This is a genomic window from Paenibacillus sp. MT124 (assembly GCF_058792755.1).
This window is the reverse complement of the sequence record NZ_CM179500.1, coordinates 2,342,766-2,362,598: the sequence shown is the minus strand read 5'-3', so window position 1 is coordinate 2,362,598 and position 19,833 is coordinate 2,342,766. Positions and strand designations below refer to the sequence as shown.

The 19,833-nt window shown below is 46.8% G+C and carries 20 protein-coding genes; 1 reads left to right on the top strand and 19 read right to left on the bottom strand.

From position 1 onward, the window contains the following. Positions 1-255: 255 nt before the first annotated feature. The 3 genes from ylqF to rplS all read right to left on the bottom strand — a co-directional run bounded on the left by ylqF (position 256) and on the right by rplS (position 2,540). A complete protein-coding gene (ylqF, locus tag AC3RCI_RS10965; RefSeq protein WP_154893601.1) occupies positions 256-1,119 on the bottom strand; it encodes a ribosome biogenesis GTPase YlqF in 864 nt (287 codons plus the stop codon). 162 nt (positions 1,120-1,281) lie between these two features. Beyond that, complete coding sequence (gene lepB, locus AC3RCI_RS10960) at positions 1,282-1,899, bottom strand: signal peptidase I (RefSeq protein ID WP_095358707.1); 618 nt, start codon at positions 1,897-1,899, stop codon at positions 1,282-1,284. 299 nt (positions 1,900-2,198) lie between these two features. Next, entirely contained in the window at positions 2,199-2,540 is a 342-nt protein-coding gene (gene rplS / locus AC3RCI_RS10955; protein ID WP_018883527.1) for a 50S ribosomal protein L19, read from the bottom strand. 307 nt (positions 2,541-2,847) lie between these two features. Here rplS and AC3RCI_RS10950 point away from each other — a divergent pair, with 307 nt between their 5' ends. Then, positions 2,848-3,813, top strand: a complete 966-nt coding sequence (locus AC3RCI_RS10950) for a polysaccharide deacetylase family protein (protein WP_492528957.1) — start codon at positions 2,848-2,850, stop codon at positions 3,811-3,813. 3 nt (positions 3,814-3,816) lie between these two features. On the opposite strand, the gene AC3RCI_RS10945 is transcribed toward AC3RCI_RS10950, so the two are convergent. From AC3RCI_RS10945 to fabD, 16 genes are all read right to left on the bottom strand, one after another. Continuing rightward, on the bottom strand, positions 3,817-5,064 hold the full coding sequence (locus AC3RCI_RS10945; protein WP_492529872.1) for a hypothetical protein: 1,248 nt from the start codon (positions 5,062-5,064) through the stop codon (positions 3,817-3,819). A gap of 147 nt (positions 5,065-5,211) precedes the next feature. Continuing rightward, a complete protein-coding gene (locus AC3RCI_RS10940) occupies positions 5,212-5,589 on the bottom strand; it encodes a VOC family protein (protein ID WP_336779614.1) in 378 nt (125 codons plus the stop codon). 225 nt (positions 5,590-5,814) lie between these two features. After that, positions 5,815-6,588, bottom strand: a complete 774-nt coding sequence (gene trmD, locus AC3RCI_RS10935) for a tRNA (guanosine(37)-N1)-methyltransferase TrmD (RefSeq protein WP_336779613.1) — start codon at positions 6,586-6,588, stop codon at positions 5,815-5,817. A gap of 1 nt (position 6,589) precedes the next feature. Further along, positions 6,590-7,102, bottom strand: coding sequence for a ribosome maturation factor RimM (gene rimM / locus AC3RCI_RS10930; RefSeq protein ID WP_336779612.1), 513 nt, complete (start codon positions 7,100-7,102; stop codon positions 6,590-6,592). 249 nt (positions 7,103-7,351) lie between these two features. Beyond that, positions 7,352-7,582 carry a KH domain-containing protein gene (locus tag AC3RCI_RS10925; protein ID WP_024630185.1) on the bottom strand — a complete coding sequence of 77 codons (231 nt, stop codon included), beginning with the start codon at positions 7,580-7,582 and terminating at the stop codon, positions 7,352-7,354. Positions 7,583-7,605: 23 nt separating this feature from the next. Beyond that, positions 7,606-7,878 carry a 30S ribosomal protein S16 gene (rpsP, locus tag AC3RCI_RS10920; protein ID WP_175396091.1) on the bottom strand — a complete coding sequence of 91 codons (273 nt, stop codon included), beginning with the start codon at positions 7,876-7,878 and terminating at the stop codon, positions 7,606-7,608. Between the two features lie 54 nt (positions 7,879-7,932). After that, positions 7,933-9,309 (bottom strand): signal recognition particle protein, encoded by a 1,377-nt coding sequence (gene ffh / locus AC3RCI_RS10915; RefSeq protein WP_024630183.1) that lies wholly within the window; start codon positions 9,307-9,309, stop codon positions 7,933-7,935. Positions 9,310-9,369: 60 nt separating this feature from the next. Then, positions 9,370-9,720, bottom strand: a complete 351-nt coding sequence (locus tag AC3RCI_RS10910; RefSeq protein WP_127536283.1) for a putative DNA-binding protein — start codon at positions 9,718-9,720, stop codon at positions 9,370-9,372. Between the two features lie 227 nt (positions 9,721-9,947). After that, positions 9,948-10,595, bottom strand: coding sequence for a PAQR family membrane homeostasis protein TrhA (trhA, locus tag AC3RCI_RS10905; RefSeq protein ID WP_336779611.1), 648 nt, complete (start codon positions 10,593-10,595; stop codon positions 9,948-9,950). 123 nt (positions 10,596-10,718) lie between these two features. Next, on the bottom strand, positions 10,719-11,732 hold the full coding sequence (ftsY, locus tag AC3RCI_RS10900; protein WP_336779610.1) for a signal recognition particle-docking protein FtsY: 1,014 nt from the start codon (positions 11,730-11,732) through the stop codon (positions 10,719-10,721). Positions 11,733-11,807: 75 nt separating this feature from the next. After that, positions 11,808-15,383, bottom strand: a complete 3,576-nt coding sequence (smc, locus tag AC3RCI_RS10895) for a chromosome segregation protein SMC (RefSeq protein WP_492528955.1) — start codon at positions 15,381-15,383, stop codon at positions 11,808-11,810. Positions 15,384-15,578: 195 nt separating this feature from the next. Then, positions 15,579-16,277: a ribonuclease III gene (gene rnc / locus AC3RCI_RS10890; protein WP_095287860.1), complete on the bottom strand. Its 699-nt coding sequence runs from the start codon at positions 16,275-16,277 to the stop codon at positions 15,579-15,581. A 13-nt stretch (positions 16,278-16,290) separates the two neighbouring features. Further along, positions 16,291-17,529, bottom strand: coding sequence for a beta-ketoacyl-ACP synthase II (gene fabF / locus AC3RCI_RS10885; protein WP_095287861.1), 1,239 nt, complete (start codon positions 17,527-17,529; stop codon positions 16,291-16,293). 178 nt (positions 17,530-17,707) lie between these two features. Further along, complete coding sequence (gene acpP, locus AC3RCI_RS10880) at positions 17,708-17,941, bottom strand: acyl carrier protein (protein ID WP_024630176.1); 234 nt, start codon at positions 17,939-17,941, stop codon at positions 17,708-17,710. 152 nt (positions 17,942-18,093) lie between these two features. After that, positions 18,094-18,843, bottom strand: a complete 750-nt coding sequence (gene fabG, locus AC3RCI_RS10875; RefSeq protein ID WP_095358716.1) for a 3-oxoacyl-[acyl-carrier-protein] reductase — start codon at positions 18,841-18,843, stop codon at positions 18,094-18,096. A 37-nt stretch (positions 18,844-18,880) separates the two neighbouring features. Then, positions 18,881-19,813, bottom strand: coding sequence for an ACP S-malonyltransferase (fabD, locus tag AC3RCI_RS10870; protein ID WP_127536286.1), 933 nt, complete (start codon positions 19,811-19,813; stop codon positions 18,881-18,883). Between the last annotated feature and the right edge of the window lie 20 nt (positions 19,814-19,833).

The window sequence follows — 19,833 nt, the reverse complement described above, 5'->3', positions numbered from 1 at the left end:
GATTTAAATTGAAGATATCCTGTGATCAACCAGGCCAATTGCTTGAACTCTCATCATAGCACGATTTTTACACCTCAGATATATACACGAGACAATCTCATCCTTTCCTATTTGTGGTCATCTTTCATCCCTGCTTTTATATTCATTGCTCTATCATAAGCTCCTTATTTTTTTCTAAAATGAAAAAGCGACCGCTCCCGGTAATCCGGTAACGGCCGCTTCTTTCGGCTCACTATTGCAATATGCAAATCCGTTTTAATATGGAGCTTCCATAGAGAAGCGTCCCATCTTGCCTGCACGCAATTCACGCAGAAAAGCACGCGATGCTTTTTCCAGGTCCACACGTCCACCGCTAACAATACAGCCCCGTTTACGACCAACCTGTTCCATGATGGCTATAACGCTATCCGAATCATCTGCATCCTTGGAGAACTCATGAAGCTCGTATCGTTCCTCCAGAGCATCCCAGTAGTAACGCATCAGGTAGCTAATTGCAAAGAAGGCGATATCCTCGGCATTGAGGATTTCCTCCTTGATGGCTCCTGTGACCGCAAGACGATAACCTACGTTCTGGTCCTCGAATTTGGGCCACAAAATACCTGGCGTATCGAGCAGTTCCATCTCTTTGCCTACTTTAATCCATTGCTGACCCTTCGTTACACCAGGACGATCTCCCGTCGCTGCAATATTTCGTCCAGCAAGCCGGTTAATCAATGTGGATTTCCCAACGTTGGGAATACCTACAATGAGTGCACGAACGGCACGCGGGTTAATACCCTTTGCCAGCTGACGGTCAATTTTCTCTTTGAGCAGCAACCGGGCCTGTGCCGGAATGTCTTTTACATTGGTACCTGTGGATGCATCCACAGGGAACGCAGTAATTCCTTCATTTTTGAAATGGGCAATCCATTCCTGTGTCACCTTGGCATCCGCAAGATCAGACTTGTTTAACAAAATCATGCGAGGCTTACCCTGTAAAATTTCATCAATCATCGGATTTCGGCTGGAGACAGGCAGACGGGCATCCAGCAGTTCGATGACCACGTCAATCAGCTTTAACTTATCCTGAATCTGGCGTCTGGCCCGGGTCATGTGACCTGGAAACCATTGTATCGTCACCTTGTCTTCACCTCATTATTTAATGATATATAAGCTAAAGCTACAATTCACTTGGTCCCTTCATTGGCAAAACACGTTTCCGGTCACGGGTATCCCCATTCTTATTTTGCCCTCTCTGGTATGGAGTAAACGATATATTTAGCTTATATATCCTGAACTTGATTAGTGGTTAATCCACTTGATATCACCGATCGGCCAGAAAATAACATCTGCACGTCCTACGATATCTTCTAGAGACACGTATCCAATCATTCGGCTATCCGTACTGTTCGGACGATTATCACCCATTACAAATACATGGCCTTCCGGTACCTTGCCATCCGGGAATTGCTCATTCGGGAAGTCCTTCACATTATAGGTTCCGCCATTCGCTTCGGCTGCGTCAATCGCTCCCTGAATGTATGTCTCATTCACTTTCTCCCCGTTTACCATAACCGTATCCCCACTCACCTGCACAGTATCACCCGCTACAGCAATGACACGTTTGATGAAATCACGTCCCTCAGAAGGAACATGGAATACGATAACCTCTCCGCGCTGTGGTTCCCGGATATCGTACAGGATTTCATTCACGATGACACGTTCACCTGTATGGAAATTCGGCTGCATGGAAGGTCCGTCCACGACAAACGGTTTGAATAATAACCATCGAATTAAAATAACGAGCACCAATGCGATCACAATCGCTTTGAGCCATTCGACAATCTCATTTTTGGCTTTTTTGGATCGACTGCCCTTCTCTTCGGCAGAATTGTCCTGGTGTTGAACTTCCTGTTCCATTATTGATCTTCCTCTCTTCACGGTACATGTTATAGCAGTTTACACATCCAGCTTTTCACATCATTCATTTCATTGAATTCATGCAAAATTCTCATATCAGTTATGTACTTCTACACGAGCATTTCATTTTAGTACAAATGATCCGCATATTACATATGCTCTAACTGATTACACAAGCCTCCCGGACTCTCACGCGTGTGCCGCCATACCATTTTACTCGGAAGTGTACCTCCGGTTCAACTTTTCCCGGACAAAAACGAAAAGGGCTTGTCTCCAAGCCCTCTCCGGTATCCGTTATATTAACGAATTTCTTTAATTCTCGCTGCTTTACCGCGTAGTTCACGAAGATAATAAAGCTTCGCACGACGCACTTTACCACGGCGAGCCACATCGATTTTATCGATTTTAGGGGAATGAAGCGGGAAAGTTCTTTCCACACCTACACCGTAAGAAATTTTACGAACTGTAAAAGTCTCACTGATTCCACCACCACGGCGCTTGATCACAACACCTTCGAACAATTGGATACGCTCACGAGTTCCCTCGATAACCTTAACGTGCACTTTCAAAGTGTCACCAGGACGAAAACTCGGAATATCTTTGCGAAGTTGTTCTTGAGTAATCGCTTGAACGATATTCATCTATGACTCCCTCCTTCCGTACAGGCGTTCATACTTCTTCCGGAGAACACCCTGTCTCCTTCATTATCCATAGAGGACCGCCGTATTCCACACAACAGAATTATTGTACCATGCCATATATTAAAACACAAGGAGAAATAAACATAATAACACAAACAACTCTTCCACCCGAAGTCAACCACATTACGGAAAAAATAATGTAACTTTCTGTCAAGAATGTTCGTCTATGATATAGCTTGGTAGAATAATGAATACCTGTCTCAATTGCACTAAGAAATGAAATTGTATAAGGAGAAACAACCGAACTATGAAACATTGGAAAAGATTTACCCTTGCGTCACTAGCCGCAGTCACTTGCATCATTACGCTATATGCCTATGCTGTTAGTCATCCGACAAATGCACTATCGCACAAAGCATGTACATCCTGGGATATGGTCAAGCGTAAAGCGTTCCTGATGTCACACACGGACTACTCTAGCAAGACCGGTCTGAATCTGGCTACCTTTCAAGTTGCGCCTGGTACAGCTACGGAAGTTCCTGTACTCATGTATCATTACATACAGCCCAAAGTGAATAATCACGAAACAGGAAACAAGTCCATTATTAATCTTGAGGATTTCGAAGATAATATGAAGTACTTGCATGACGAAGGGTACAATACGATTACATTGGAGCAGCTGGAAGACTATGTGAATGGTCTGATCTCACTACCCAAGAAGTCTATTGTCATCACTTTTGATGACGGATATCAGAACAATTATACACTTGCCTATCCCGTGCTCAAAAAATATAATTTTCATGCTTCTCTCTTTGTCATCGGCAGCAAGATTCAAGATCAGCCAGCTGATTTTGATCCCGCCAAAAAAACGTTCATCTCCGAACCGGAGATGAAGGCTGCAGCAGATGTATTTGAGTTTAACAGCCACACCTATAACTTGCATCACAAGGGGTTTATGCGCTGCGGTGAGAGCGTGCCTGTAGGACTTGATACAAGCCTGCTGAGCGATGATATCAGGATGATGAAGGAAAAGGGAATCGACACGCCATATTTGGCATATCCTTTCGGTTACACCAGCACGCAGATGATTTATCAGCTGCAGCAAAATGGCTACCGCATGGCTTTTTCGGTTCGCTCGGGTTTTGTTCATCCGGGAGATAACCCGATGAAGCTCCCAAGACTAACAGTGACGACCGGAACGGATTTAGCCAAATTGCTTAACCCAGAGGCAGATCAGTCGGAAATACTCCCTTTGGTTGACATCAGTAAATAGAAGTTAAATCAACACTTCTCCGCCTGGATATAGAGTCGAGCTGTACAGTCTTTTGGACTGTGGCTCGGCTTTTTTGGAGGTCCATGGGGTCAGTTCAATCTTGGAGCTGGAATACAGGACAGCTTCAATCGCGTCATAGATAATGATCTGTTCCTTCCCGGTCTGACAGAGATCCGCATGTACGGCATATCCTTCTTTTCCGAATACTGCAACCGATTGCATCTGTCCATCGACCAAAGAAGGCAGCAACCCTCCGCCTCTGCGATAAGCCAAAATATAATCCAGTCCACTATCATCCCAGTCCCGTACAGGCTCTATAATCGTTAGCCAGCCACGTGTAATCCGATCTTCCTTCCAGAGTTCTTTTCCCTCGTAATCCAGCAAAAACATTCCGTCTTTACCATGCTCATCACCGCGGATGATACGATCAAGACCAGCGATCTGCAAACCGGGCAGCCCGTCGCAAAACTCCCCTAAGGCGATGTGCTGCGATTCAATAGAATCGGCATAGCGCCATATCTCATGGCCGTAACGGTCCATCATTACCGTTACACTGCCGCCGATAACTATTTCAATCTGACCATCTCCGTTCACATCTCCAAACCAGATACAATCGGCATGATCGTCCAGATCAGTGCAAGACCATAGCAAGGTCCCGTCATGATCAAGCATGTCATAGCCTGCCATAACCTCATCCTTCCCATCTTCATCGATATCGTATACCCATGGGAAATGTCCTACATTGCCTTCGTGCTTCCATAGAAGATTGAAATCATGATCAAGGGCCCATAAGGTTTTATACCGATCTTTGAGTAGGACATCCATCTTCTGTTCATCTCCGGTCAGATTTGCAAGAATAATGCAGTCATGTGCCTCGTCACCTGGTAAAGAATGTGTGCTTTTAATATCTCCGGTTTTCCCGTCCAAAATCAAAAACTGCTTACCCATAATACAAATAACTTCTTTGTTCCCGTCTCCATCCCAATCCGCAATTTGAGCGGGGTAATCCGATCCAGGACCACCAGCATCCGGATCAGGTTTTCCCACTTGCCAGAGGAGCTCTCCATCCAGATCATATGCCGTCAGACAGGATACCTGATGCGGAACATAACGGTCATCGATTCCGCCGTCAGCTTGAACCAGCAGCATCTCTAATCGTCCATCTCCATTCAGATCCCCAAGAAGCATTTTGCATCGTTCCCCGGCTTTACTTATATCTATTCTGCCGATCTCGTAAGGCTGATGATACATCATCTTCCTCCTCCGTTTAATCGTTATAGATTGCTCACCCTAAATTTAACACAAAGATCTCATCTATTTTTGATAGCTCTTGTTCTGAATTCCTAAAAAATAAACATTCACATTATATAACCGTGCTGTTATGAACGCTGCCTGTTCTTATTTAATCCATTCCAAAAACTCGAGCCTATTGCCAAAAGGATCGTGAACATAGAAGCGTTTTACTCCTTCATCCGTTCTCGCTTCATCATCTATGATATGAACCTGTTTGCCGCTTAAATGTTCCTTAAGTAAGTCTAGGTTCTGAACGTGAAATGCTGGATGAGCTTTGGTAGCGGGCACAAAATCTTTTTGTACTCCAATATGAACCTGATGAGTTCCACATAGAAACCATACGCCACCACGTTTTTTTAAAGCTTCAGGTTTCGGAATTTCGTTCCATCCCATAAGGTTATGAAAAAATCTCCGTGCTTCCGCTTCGCATCCTTCTGGTGCCGCAAGTTGGACATGATCAAGACCATAAAAGTTATAATTCATTTCAGTACCCCCTCTTCGTTTCATTTAATGAAACAACGTTTCATAATTACATTTTATAATAGTTTGCTTGTTTAATCCATCTTTTTACATTTTCAATCATTAAAAAGTTCCAGCATACCTTTCCACAACAACAAAAAAAAGACCAACCTCGTTACCTAAAGGGTGGCCTGTATGTTTTGTAATCATCGCTTCGCTACTTACCATGCAATCATAAAATATTTGCCGCTACTCGGAAGTCCGTTCCATCTCAGATCGAAGTTTATCGAGCCATATCCGTTCTTTTTCGGTCAATTCAGCAGTATCCAGCATATCCGGTCTGCGCTCCAACGTACGAATCAGAGATTGTTCTCTGCGCCATGCATCAATATTCAGATGATGTCCAGATAACAGCACGTCTGGTACCTTCATGCCTCTGAATTCAGGCGGTCGTGTATAATGCGGATATTCGAGGAGCCCTGTGCTGAACGAATCCGTCACAGCACTCGTCTCGTTTCCGAGTACACCCGGGATCAAACGAGCAACACTGTCAATGGCAACCATTGCAGGCAGCTCACCTCCGGTTAATACATAATCCCCAATGGATAATTCATCGGTGACGAGAAATTCGCGAATACGCTCATCATATCCTTCATAATGTCCACAGATAAAAATCAGATGATCTTCTTGTACCAGTTCTTCTGCTTTTTTCTGTGTAAACGTCTCACCTTGCGGACACATTAGAATGATGCGAGGAGGTTTGCTCGATGCTGCTGCTGACTCTTTACTGCGTTTATCAAGGACATCCTCCACAGCAGCAAAGATCGGATCCGGCTTTAATACCATCCCTCCGCCTCCACCATAAGGTGTATCATCAACCGTATTATGTTTATTCGTAGCATAGTTACGGAAGTTTACTGCATTCAGTGACACGAGCCCCTTCGTCTGAGCTTTGCCAAGGATGCTTGTCCCGAATACACCTTCGAACATTTCTGGAAATAACGTTAGTACATCTACTCTCATGTTAGAGCAATCCTTCCATCAGATGAACCTTAACCATTTTCTCATTCACATCGACATCAAGCACAACATCATCAATAACGGGTAACAGAATTTCCTTGCCTGCCGCCGTTTTAACAACCCATACGTCGTTGGCTCCAGGCGTCAGAATCTCGGAGATTGTTCCAAGGTTCTCACCTTCTTCTGTCACAACAGTACATCCAACGATTTGGTGGAAGTAATACTCATTTTCCTCCAGCTCAGCCAAGTTCTCTTTGGAGACTTTGGCTATGCCGCCTTTGAACTTTTCCACTTCATTAATATTTCCGTATTCCTTCAATCGAACGATATACATATTTTTATGCAATCGTGCCGATTCAACATGAACCAGCACAGGGTGGTTATCGGGTGTAAACAAATACAGCTCCGCATTTTTCGCAAAACGCACTTCCGGGAAATCGGTTAAAGGCATGATTTTCAACTCACCACGAATTCCGTGTGTATTGACGATTTTACCTACATTCATAAACTCTGCCATACGTTCCTCCTGCATTTCATTCAATATTGTTCATAGTCATGATTTTCTTACGATCGTTCCGGTTATAGATCGTTATTCGATCGCTGTTATCCTCTAAATATAAATTTCATTATTCAAAGGTCAAAATTCAGTGATTAAGGCAAGCGCGAGCGCTATTGATATTTGACGAGCTAGTCCATCATAGTATTTAAGTTTCAGCATGCACGAAAAGGGGCTAGGACATGCATCCTAACCCCCTTTCGTATATCTTTAAGATATGATATCGACGGTAACCCGTTTATCCATCTTAACTGCTGCTGATGTGACGACCGTACGAAGAGATTTTGCGATTCGCCCTTGCTTACCAATAACCTTCCCGACATCGTCAGGATGAACAGTTAACTCGTAAACGACAAGCCGGTCTTTCTCAACCGTCCGAACCGCCACATCTTCCGGATGATCGACCAAAGCCTTAGCAATTATGCTTACTAATTCTTCCATAGATGACCCTCCGAATCAGCACCTTATTTTGCTTGTTTAGACTCGTGGAACTTCTTCATCACGCCCGCTTTGCTCAGCAAGTTGCGGACAGTGTCGGATGCTTGCGCACCGTTTTGAAGCCATTGCAATGCTTTATCTTCATCGATCTTAACAACAGCCGGTTGTTCAACCGGGTTGTAGTAACCGATCTCCTCGATAAAACGACCGTCACGTGGGGAACGGGAATCCGATACCACTACGCGGTAGAAAGGAGCTTTGTGAGCACCCATACGTTTCAGACGAATACGAACTGCCATTTGAAAATTCACCTCCTTCAATGAAATCTGTATATTCCTCAGCAACCCTTGCAATCAACGGAAAGGAAACTTCATTCCTTTGCCAAGACCCTTCAGCTGCTTCATTGCCTTGTTTTTGCCGCCTTTAGGTCCCATCATATCCGAGAACTGTTTCATCATGCGACGCATTTCATCAAACTGCTTGATAAGACGGTTAACCTCAGCCAGAGATGTACCGCTACCTGTAGCAATCCGTTTCCGACGGCTATGGTTGATCATATCCGGGTTGCGCTTCTCCTCTGTGGTCATGGAGTACACAATCGCCTCGATCCGGCCCATCTGCTTGTCATCCACTTTCAAGTCCTTGGCTTGCTTCATCTTGCCCATGCCGGGAATCATATCCATAATCTGATCGATTGGGCCCAGCTTCTTCACCTGATCCATTTGCTCCAGGAAATCCTCAAACGTAAATTCTGCATTACGCATTTTACGTTCCATTTCCTTGGCTTTTTCGGTATCAATGTTGGATTGTGCCTTCTCAATCAGGGAAAGCATATCCCCCATGCCGAGGATCCGTGAAGCCATTCGTTCCGGATGGAAAGGCTCAAGAGCATCAAGCTTCTCGCCAAGTGACGCAAACTTGATTGGGCAGCCGGTCACTGCTTTTACCGAAAGGGCAGCACCACCGCGTGTATCCCCATCCAGTTTGGTCAAAACAACTCCGGTCAAGTCAAGCTGCTGGTTAAAGTGTTCTGCCACATTAACGGCATCCTGACCGGTCATGCTGTCGACCACAAGCAGGACTTCGTCCGGATTCACTACGCTGTGAATCTGGCGTAGCTCTTCCATCAGTTCCTCATCTACATGCAAACGTCCCGCGGTATCGATAATGACATAGTCATTGCCGTTATCCTTAGCATGCTGCAGACCCTGACGTGCGATCTCCACCGGGCTTGTCTGATCTCCCAATGTAAACACTGGAGCTTTGATCTGCTCACCCAGTACTTGCAATTGCTTAATGGCTGCCGGACGATAAATATCACCCGCGACCAGCAATGGTCGGCTGTTTTGCTTCTGCAGCATTTTAGCCAGCTTACCGGATGTCGTGGTTTTACCAGCACCCTGCAAACCTACCATCATCAGCACCGTAGGCGGCTTGTTTGCTTTAGCCAGTTTCGACTGGCTTCCACCCATCAAGTCCGTCAGTTCCTTGTTAACGATGTCGATGATTACCATGCCTGGCGTGAAGCTTTCCATAACTTCCTTGCCGACAGCTTTCTCTTTCACCTTGGCGATGAATTCCTTGACCACTTTGAAGTTTACATCCGCTTCGAGCAATGCCAGACGTACCTCACGCATAGCTTCGGCAACATCTTCATCCGATACCTTGCCTTTGCCGCGCAGCTTGCTGAACACATTCTGCAATCGGGTCGTTAATCCTTCAAATGCCATGATCCCACCTCCTTAAGCTGTAATACTGTTTTTAGAACCGATACGTTCCGTCCCATTTCCTCATTCCCGGAGCTGGTGAACAATATCGTTTATTTGTTTGTTGTTATGAATGGAGACGCCTGCGCGTTCCAGTGCATTTTGCAATTCTTCAAGATTGCGGCTGCGTCGTTCGTGCTTCTCCAGCAAGCCAAGCTTGCTTTCGTAATTTTCCAGCACCTGCTCAGCACGCTTGATATGCTCATATACCGCCTGGCGGCTGATCTCAAACTCGGCTGCAATTTCACCAAGCGAGAAATCATCATGAAAGTAATATTTCAGAAATGTTTGCTGTTTCTCAGTAAGCAAACGCTCATAGAAAGCAAACAGCAAGTTAATCCGGTTTGTCTTCTCAAGCCGGTTTTCTTGACTCATATCGGGGCACTCCCTTCGTCAAGGAAAAACACTTTACACTCTTGCAACGTTCCTAATAATACCGAAAACAAATCAGGATGTCAAGCAAAAATACTTGTCACGAAAAAAACATGTAGTTGAAGCATCCAAAACATTAATTTGCGGCTGTTTTTCTTCCAATCAAGCACCCCCAAAACTAACAAAAAACGAATACGTCTTCGTTAAGAAGTCGATTCGTTTTTACGTTCCTATCTAAGAGGCGTAAGGTACAACAGAACGGCAAAGAAATGAAGAACACTGCCTGCGAGCACAAATACATGCCAGATCGCATGATGGTATGGAAAGCCGCGCCATACATAAAATAGTGTCCCAAGTGTATACATCAGACCACCTGCAACCAAGAGGACTATTCCTCCTGAAGGGATTGCCGCAACGAGCGGCTGCCAGGCAATGACGATAAGCCAGCCCATGGCAATGTAGAAGATCGTGGACATAAACAGGAACTTTTTCGTAAAGAAGGCTTTGAAAATCACTCCTGCGATTGCAATGCCCCAGATAACTCCGAACAGACTCCATCCGAGCGTGCCGCGAACAGCTACAAACAAGAATGGGGTGTACGTACCTGCAATAAACAAATAGATCGAGGAATGGTCAAAAAACTCGAACAGATCCTTGACCTTGCCTTCTTTCAATGCATGGACCATTGTCGAATTCGTATAAAGAAGCAGCATCGTGATCCCATAGATCGTGAAACTGACGACATGCCAGACTGTACCTTTCATACTCGAAAAAACAATCAACAGCACCAGTGCAGCTACACTGAGCACAGCGCCGATTCCATGAGTCACTGCATTAGCGACTTCTTCACGGCGGGAATAGGTATAGGTATTGGCCATATCAACCGTCCTTTCTAACCCTATTAAGATATCTACATTCTTCCATTATACACCTATTGCCGGTGACTTAACATGTATGTACACGCTCATCAACGGCAATAGGGCTTATCATTTTATCAATTTTTAGGTATTCGCTTCTTCTTCCTCTGTCCCTTGAGCTGGCTGCTCCTGAATTAATCCAGCAAACAAGGCATGTACAAATTGCTCGGAATCGAATGGCTGCAGATCGTCAATTTTCTCACCAAGACCTACCATCTTCACTGGCAGATCCAGTTCCTGACGAATGGCAACGACAATACCACCTTTCGCCGTACCATCCAGCTTCGTCAGTACGAGTCCAGTCACGCCGCTTTTCTCCCCAAACAGTTTGGCCTGATTCAATGCATTTTGTCCAGTTGTCGCGTCGAGAACCATCAATACTTCGTGTGGAGCTTCCGGGATTTCACGCTGAATAACACGATAGATCTTGTTAAGCTCCTCCATGAGATTGGATTTGTTCTGCAGACGACCTGCCGTATCGCATAGCAAAACATCTGCTCCGCGCTGTTTGGCTGCTTGCACAGCATCATACATAACCGCAGCGGGATCTGATCCGGCCTGCTGCTTGATGACTTCAACGCCGGCACGCTGTCCCCATACCTCAAGCTGCTCAATTGCACCGGCACGGAAGGTATCACCAGCAGCCATAATGACTTTTTTGCCCTGCTGTTTGAAACGATGTGCCAGCTTGCCGATCGTTGTTGTTTTACCTACGCCGTTGACACCGACAAACAGAATAACGGTAATGCCATCCGGGTTCATCTTCAATTCGTTATTTTGTTCACCGCGCAGGAGATCTGTCAATTTCTCAGACAATACAGGCTGCAATTCAGCCGCGTCTTCGATTTTGCGTTTTTTGACCTCAACACGCAGGTCTTCAATCAGGTTCATGACGGTATTGACCCCAACGTCCGCTCCAATCAGGATCTCTTCCAGTTCCTCATAGAATTCCTCATCGATCTTTTTGCGGCGAATAACGAGATCGGATACTTTCTCCACAAGCCCTTTACGAGTCTTCTCCAGTCCATCCTTGAACTGTTTTGTTACCGACTCCGTTTTGCTTGCAATGCTGTCTCTCAGCTTCTTAAAGAAACTCATAAAGCCCCTCCATCGTGTACATAATCTTAGTGCTGTTTATTTAATTAACAAGTTCCTGATGCATGATTGAATTCTTTAAGCACTGGCTATTTCGGCTTCCTCATCTTCCAGTCTAACCGAAACGAGCTTCGATACTCCGCCCTCTTCCATGGTGACACCGTATAATACATCTGCTTCTTCCATTGTGCCCTTCCGGTGAGTAACAACGATAAACTGTGTCTGTTCGGAGAATTCCCGCAAATACTGGGCGAAACGTACCACGTTAGCCTCATCCAGCGCTGCTTCGACTTCATCCAGCACACAGAACGGTACTGGCTTCACGTGCAGGATGGCAAATAGCAGCGCCATTGCCGTTAATGCGCGTTCTCCGCCAGATAAGAGCTGCAGGTTTTGCAGTTTCTTGCCTGGTGGCTGGGCAACGATATCAATTCCGGTTTCCAGAAGCCGTTCCGGGTCCATCAGAACCAGATCCGCACGCCCACCGCCAAATAACTTGGTAAATACCGTACCGAACTCACGGCGGATTGCATCAAACGTTGTCTTGAAACGTTTAGCCATCTCATCTTCCATCTCACGGATGACTTGATACAACGTCGTTTTAGCTTCCACCAGATCATTTTTCTGCTCATTCAGGAACTCGTAACGTTCATTAACCCGCTGGAATTCCTCAATCGCCCCAAGATTGACTTCTCCCAGAGCTGAGATGCTGCGCTTAAGCTTCTGCACTTCAGCCTGAGTGCTCTCTACATCTTCAGGTACTGGGTATCGCTCTTTCGCAAGCTCATAACCAAGTTCATAGTCGTCCATCAGTTTACGCAGTATGTTTTCGAGTTCAACATCAAGTCTGTTTACGGAAATTTCCGTCTGACGCATCTGTTCTTCTACCGCTTTTAACTGTGTACGCTGTTCCTTCGTTTCACTCTCAGCAAGTTCAAGCTTCTTCGACAGCTCACTTCGTGCAGCACGCTTAAAATCCAGCTGCTCGGAAGCTTCCGTTTTCTTCAGCTTGAACTGGTTCAGATCTTCAATTTGTTTGACGCTCTCCACCTGCGTTTTCTTCAGGTCTGCTTCCATCGAAGCCAGCAGTGTCCGGTTTTGACGTAAATCTTTGACCAGCGACTCCACTTCACGCTCCAATCGGCGCAGCTGCTCCTCATTCGAGAACCGTTCCTGATCCAGCTTACCCTCTCTGACTTTCAGTTCCGTCAACTGGCTCTGCAGCTCTTCCTTCGCCGACTCATTCGCTTTGCGGGCAAACTCTGCAGCATGAATGGCACGGTGAGTTGCCTTCTCTTCCTCTTCAAGCTGCTCCAGCTTCTGCACAGCTGCTTCTCGTGCCGTATCCATCTCTTTGATTTCTTCGGTGAATCCGCTTTTCTCCTGGCCGGCTACCGCAACTTGTTCCAATACGTGACGCAGCTCGTGCTCGACCTGTTTCATTTCCATCGATGCCTGCTGTTCGGCATTTCGTGTATCATCACCCGATTGACGCAGCTCATCCAGCTTGTCCTGGCATTGTTCCAACTGGGTTTTCACATCATCAACACTGCGGTGCAGCTTCACAATCTGGTTTTCGGTATCCAAAATATCCTGACCCAGTTGATCCAACTGCCGTTTCCGGCTGAGTAGACTTACATTTTTCTTGTGCTGGCTTCCCCCTGTCATGGAACCGCCCGCATTGACGACATCACCTTCAAGGGTCACGACGCGGAAACGGTACTGACAGCGTGCCGCAATTTTATTGGCGTATTCCAGCGTTTCGGCAATGATGACATTCCCGAGCAGGCTTCCAATGATATTCGCATAACGGGAATCGAAATGCACGAGATCAGCACCAATCCCCACGAAACCATCCATGCCTTCAATCATGGAACGCTCACTGGAACCAACCGTACGTGGACGAATGACATCAAGCGGCAGGAATGTAGCCCTACCGAGCTGACGCTGCTTCAGGAATGCAATGGCCTGTCTGGAGACCGACTCGTTTTCCATAACGACATGCTGAAGTGCGGCACCCATTGCCGTTTCCACAGCCAATTCGATTTTTTCAGGAACTTTAACGAGTTCCGCCACGGCTCCATGTACACCACTAAGAGTACCTTTGCGAGAAGCTTTGAGGACTTCTTTGACCCCAAGCATAAATCCGTCAAAATCATCCTGCATCTCTTTCATCGTATCCCGGCGGGATACCTGTGCTTCGCGCTTCTGTTCCCATTTTCGAACCGTGCTGCGGCTCTCTTCCAGCAGCTTTTGCAAAGATTGCAGTCGTTCACTTTCAGTTATATATCCGCCTCGCAAATCACTGATCTCTTTACCCAAGCGGACTACTTTTTTCTCAATCTCGGCTTTTCGCGCTTCGAGCATTTCCTTCTGCTCTTCCCACTTGCCGGATTCCTCGGATGCACGGTTCATACGACGTTCAAGCGACTCTTTCTGCTGATCGGCGTACCGGATCTCGTTGCGCGTCTGAGCCATCTGGTTCATCAGTTCCAGCAAATTACCCTTAAGGCTTTCTTCCTGCTGCTGACTGATTCCGCCTGTAACGCCAATGAGCTTCGCCTCTTCTTCAGACAAACGGTTTCGCACATCACCCAGTTCCTGCTCCAGCTTGCCAAACTTCTCGCGTAATGCAAGGAGCTCGGCCTCACGTTCCCGATGTCGATCTTCACTCGCAGCAAGTGTAACCGTGAGCTGCTCATGATTGGTTTGCAGATGACGAGAACGTTCTTTGAGCAATTCTCCAAGACCTTCACTTTTCTCTGTCGCTTCACTAAACTGCAGCAAGGCAGATTGCAGCTCTTCCGTCTCCGATTCCAGAATTCGCAGTGCATTCCGGTCGCTTTCCAGCTTGGCATCATGTGTGGAAACAATGGCGGCAAGACCAACTTCTTCTTCTTTTAGCGACTGTAACCGTTCATTGGCCTTGCTCCAGGACGCATGAATCTGTTCGATCTGGTAGACATACATGGAGATTTCCTTCGATTTGAGCTGTCCACGCAATTCCTTGTAGTGAATTGCTTTTTCCGACTGCTCTCTCAGCGGGCCTATCTGGTCCTCCAGCTCTGTAACCAAATCGTGAATACGCAGCAAGTTCTGCTCCGTCTCGTCCAGCTTGCGTGTGGCATCCCGCTTACGGGATTTATACTTCACAATACCGGATGCCTCTTCAAAGATACCCCTGCGATCTTCAGAACGAGTACTCAAAATCTCCTCGATACGACCCTGTCCGATAATGGAGTAAGCTTCCTTACCGATCCCGGTATCCATAAACAATTCCGTTATATCTTTCAGCCGACAGGACTGCTTGTTAATAAAATATTCACTGTCCCCGCTGCGATGTACACGACGTGTCACTGTCACTTCACCAAAATCAAGGGCAAGCGCGTGATCTTCATTATCCAGCGTTAACGATACTTCACCGTAATTGACGGCTTTTCTTGCATCGCTGCCGGCAAAAATGATGTCTTCCATTTTGCCGCCCCGCAGTGATTTGGCACTTTGTTCCCCAAGTACCCAGCGAATCCCGTCTGAAATATTACTCTTGCCACTTCCGTTCGGACCTACTACAGCCGTAATGCCGCGAACGAATTCCATCTCTGTTTTGTCGGCGAATGACTTGAATCCACCCAGTTCAATTCGTTTCAGAAACATAGGGTATCCCGTCACCTCCTCTTGCTTATTTCATGTGCTCCTTCAGTGCTGATCTTGGATTAGGAATGAATCTTTCTTCCCCATCCGCTCTTTACAAAAAAAAGAGCAAAAAGCAGTCCGGCCGATAATTTCCGCCGGGGCGGACCCGAGGGGCTGCTCTTTGCTCTTCGTTTGTCTATGCGCTACCCGGTAAGCTCAGGCTTCCGGAAGCTTCAATCGATCAAGCGCTGCGGATGCAGCCTGCTGCTCAGCTTCCTTTTTGGAACGTCCTGTACCTCTGCCAAGCCGTTCTTGACCCATATGGACCTCCGAGACAAACTCACGTTCATGGGCAGGGCCCCGTTCTTCGACGATCCGATACTCAAGAGCTCCCATATTGTGATGCTGAGTGAGTTCCTGCAGTTCCGTCTTGTAATCGCTCATCTGAAGCTTGCCGCCCAGAACGATCAACGGAAAAACATGCTGGTCCAGAAACGTTCTGACTGGCTCCAGTCCCTGATCCAGATACAGTGCACCGATGAAAGATTCAAACACATCAGCCAGCAAAGCCGGCCGTGTTCGTCCTCCCGTCAGTTCCTCACCTTTACCAAGAAGTACATACTGACCAAAACCAAGTGCTTCTGCAAATTTGACGAGGGAAGGCTCGCAGACAATAGATGCCCGCAGCTTCGTTAGTTCACCTTCCGGACGGTTAGGATACAAATGATACAAGTATTCCGATACAGTCAACTCAAGCACCGCATCGCCCAAGAACTCCAGACGTTCGTTATCCTGGTGCTGACTGAATCGGTGTTCGTTTACATAGGAAGCATGGGTAAACGCTTGTTTTAGAAGCTGCCTGTTGTCAAATTTGATTTGAAGTTTGTGTTGTAACTGCTTCAGATCTTCACTCAAACGAACTAGCCCCTTATGCTTCAAATTTTTTGAGGATAATGGTAGCATTGTGACCGCCGAATCCAAACGAGTTGGACATGACTACGTTCACGTTAGTTTCACGCGGAACATTCGGAACATAATCCAGATCACATTCCGGATCCTGATTTTCCAAATTGATCGTAGGTGCGAGTGTCTGATGAGTCAGAGACAATCCGCAGATTACGGCTTCCACGCCACCAGCTGCACCCAGCATGTGACCTGTCATGGATTTAGTTGAACTTACTGCAAGCTTGTACGCGTGATCACCAAATGCCTTTTTGATCGCCAGCGTTTCGGATCGGTCACCCACAGGAGTTGATGTACCGTGTGCATTGATGTAGTCCACTTCTTCCGGTTCAATTCCGGCATTGCGAAGAGCCATCTTCATGCAGCGTGCTGCTCCATCCGGATCCGGCTCAGTCATATGATGCGCATCGCCAGTCAGACCGTAACCGATCACTTCACCATAAATACGTGCACCACGTTTTTGAGCATGTTCCAAGGATTCCAGAATCAGAATACCTGCTCCTTCACCCATAACGAATCCGTCACGTCCTGTATCGAAAGGACGGCTTGCCTTAGCCGGCTCGTCATTGCGCGTAGACATCGCGCGCATTGCACAGAAACCAGCCAGACCCGTTGGTCTGATTGTCGCTTCCGCACCACCGCAGATCATCGCGTCTGCATCACCATTTGCAATCATCTTGAAAGAGTCCCCGATGGAATGCGTTCCTGTAGCGCAGGCTGTTACTACGTTGGTGTTCGGACCTTTAGCTCCGAGAGAAATCGACATTTGGCCAGAAGCCATGTTAGAGATCATCATAGGGATAAAGAATGGGCTAACCCGTTTTGGACCTTTTTGCAGCAATGCATTATGCTGGTCCTCCCAAGTTCCCAGTCCGCCAATACCTGAACCGATAGATACGCCAAAGCGCTCGGCTTCGATGTTCTCATTAATTTTCAAACCACTGTCTTCAACAGCTTTGAAACCAGCTGCTACAGCAAATTGAACAAAACGGTCCATTTTGCGAGCATCCTTGCGATCCATATATTCATCCGGGTTGAAATCCTTAATTTCGGCAGCAATTTGTGTCGTGTATTCACTCACATCAAAGGCCTCAATCTGAGAGATTCCGGACTTGCCTGCCATTAAACTTCCCCAGAACGTTTCCAAATCTTTTCCGAGCGATGTCATTACGCCCATTCCGGTAATTACTACTCTTTGTTTCAAACCGACTCACCTCTATATCGACTGCTTGCGCAATTATTTTGTGGGAATATCCGCAAGCGGATGCTCACCCATCCCGATCCAAAAATCAAGCTGAATGAGCATCGCTGCGGAATGAGAAAAACCAATGAATGATGAGAAGTCCCGCCTGTTCGAAAACAGGTGCGGGACTGAATTGACTTTAGGTATGAGATTGTATGTAGTTTACAACTTCACCTACGGTCGTGATTTTTTCTGCATCTTCATCAGAGATTTCCAAATCGAATTCATCTTCCAATTCCATGACCAATTCTACTACATCCAAAGAATCAGCACCCAAATCTTCTTTGAAAGATGCTTCAAGTGTAACTTCAGCTTCGTCTGCGCCCAAGCGGTCGACGACGATGCGTTTTACACGCTCCAATACATCGGACATCCGGTTCACCTCCTCCTTGGTATTATACGAGAATCGCAGGCAAAATGCCATAGAAGACATATGCGGCTCCCGGCCGGGGAATCCGGCCTTTTTCCGGCATTTCGGATCGTCCAGCGCCTGTTCCCCGACTATTGATTTAAGTCCGGGAAGTTTTACATGTACATGCCGCCATCGACGTGCAATGTCTGCCCTGTCATATACGATGAAGCTCCCGATGCCAGGAATGTAACAACTCCGGCAATTTCATCCGGCTGACCCAGTCGGGACAGCGGAATGCCACTCAGCATACCATCTACGAGTTCCTGTGACAATTCCTTGGTCATATCCGTCTCAATGAACCCAGGTGCTACACAGTTGACCGTTATACCACGGGAAGCCAATTCACGAGCCGACGCCTTGGTCAGACCGATGACCCCCGCTTTGGCAGCAACATAGTTGGCTTGTCCAGCATTACCCAGAACACCAACCACAGAAGAAATATTGATAATTCTGCCCGAGCGTTGTTTCATCATTGGACGAGTAACGGCTTTAAGGCAGTTAAATACCCCTTTGAGATTGGTCTCAATAACCTGATCAAACTCTTCCTCTTTCATGCGCATGATCAGATTATCACGTGTAATCCCTGCATTGTTAATCAGAATGTCAACATTGCCCCAGGCTTCAAGAGTAGCCTTGACCATTTGTTCAGCTTCATCCATTACTCCAACATTCGCCTGAATGGTAATGGCCTGAACTCCCTTAGCACGAATCTCTTCCGCCACTTCTTCAGCAGCAGCCTGACTGCCTGCATAGTTTACGGCTACATTGGCACCAGCTTCAGCCAGAGCAAGTGCAATGCTGCGGCCAATCCCGCGAGATGCCCCTGTAACCAGTGCGTTTTTACCTTCTAACGGTTTAGACAACCTAATTCCTCCTTTCCCCAAATAACCTGTCATTTAATCACTTTAATGCAGCTGCAGTCGCTTCAAGCGTTTCAAGACTGTTCACATTGTACAATTTTACGGATTTATCTGTTTTTTTAATCAATCCGGTCAATACACTTCCAGAACCAATCTCAATGAAGGTATCTACACCTTGCTCAATAAGCCATGTCACACTGTCTTCCCATAAAACCGGAGAATAGACCTGTTCCGTCAACAATTGTTGAACCTGTCCATTTTCCACAGGTCTTGCTGTCACGTTAGCGACTACAGGAACCTTGGCTGGCGAAAATGTTACGGTCTCCAGTTTCTCTGCCAGTTTCCCAGCAGCTTCCTTCATCAATGAGGAATGAAAAGGACCGCTAACTTCCAATGGAATAGCACGCTTGCCGCCAGCTTCCTTCACCCGTTCCGCTACAGCAGCCACACCTTCCTTAACACCGGAAATAACAATTTGACCCGGACAGTTCATATTAGCCAGTTCAACCGCGTGACCCGTTTCGGATACGTCCCGGCAAAGCACCCCCAGCGCTTCCCGATCCGCACCCAGAACAGCAGCCATTGCTCCCTGCCCGCCTGGTACTGCTTGTTCCATATACTGACCACGTGCCCGTACAATGCTCACAGCGTCAGCAAATGACAGAACGCCCGCTGCAACGAGAGCACTGTATTCACCCAGACTGTGTCCAGCCGTATAGTCGGGCTCAATCCCTTTTTCTTTAAAAGCCTCAAGCAGTGCAATACTCGCAGTGAGTAGAGCCGGTTGCGTATTTGATGTCTGTTTCAATTCGGTCTCTGGTCCTTCAAAAACGAGATTGCTCAGCGAGAAGCCCAGCACATCATCGGCTGTACGGAAAATTTCTGCTGCCGCAGGCACAGACTCATACGCGTCCTTGGCCATGCCTACAGCCTGTGATCCCTGTCCGGGAAATACAAATGCGATTTTGCTCATTAGATTTATCTCTCCCAGCT